1 protein-coding gene is annotated in these 484 nt (G+C 47.5%); it reads right to left on the bottom strand.

Annotated features, from left to right (window positions below):
• Positions 1-84: 84 nt before the first annotated feature.
• Positions 85-484 (bottom strand): efflux RND transporter periplasmic adaptor subunit (locus B4K20_RS12895; protein WP_414683387.1); only part of this gene is annotated, 400 nt, incomplete at its 5' end.

The following is a 484-nucleotide window of genomic DNA, read 5'->3' as shown; positions in this document are numbered from 1 at the left end:
GCCAGCAAAGCCATCAACGGCGTCAGGGGATTGTCCTGAAATAATGCGGCGATACGACCGGACATCCCCAATGTTGGCTTAGATTCAGTCATGTTGCTGCTGCAAATACAATAAAGCCATATCTGGCTGAGTAATCACTTGTTCTCCGGCATCGATGCCGGATAAGACTTCAACCCAGCCATCATCGTAGTCCGTCCCCAATCTGACTTGTCGGAATACAACCCGTTGCTCCGCGAGCACATAAATCCCATCCACTTCAGCCCGCTTTACCAAGGCCTGTTTAGGAATCACCAGTACCGGCTGCTCATTACCATAAGCGGTAACTTTTGTCGTCATGCCAGGGAAAATACCATTGAGTTTTTGTGGTAAATCCAAACGTATAGAAAAACTGTGAGTCTGCGCATCTGCAGCTGGAATTAATGTTTTATCAAGCAGTGTTAAGTGTTCGCCTGTAGGTAAAAGGACATCTAGCTTGGCCGACATC

This window comes from Methylophaga sp. UBA5088 (assembly GCF_002414625.1).
Taxonomy (GTDB): domain Bacteria; phylum Pseudomonadota; class Gammaproteobacteria; order Nitrosococcales; family Methylophagaceae; genus Methylophaga; species Methylophaga marina.
This window is presented reverse-complemented; position numbering and strand designations above follow the sequence as displayed.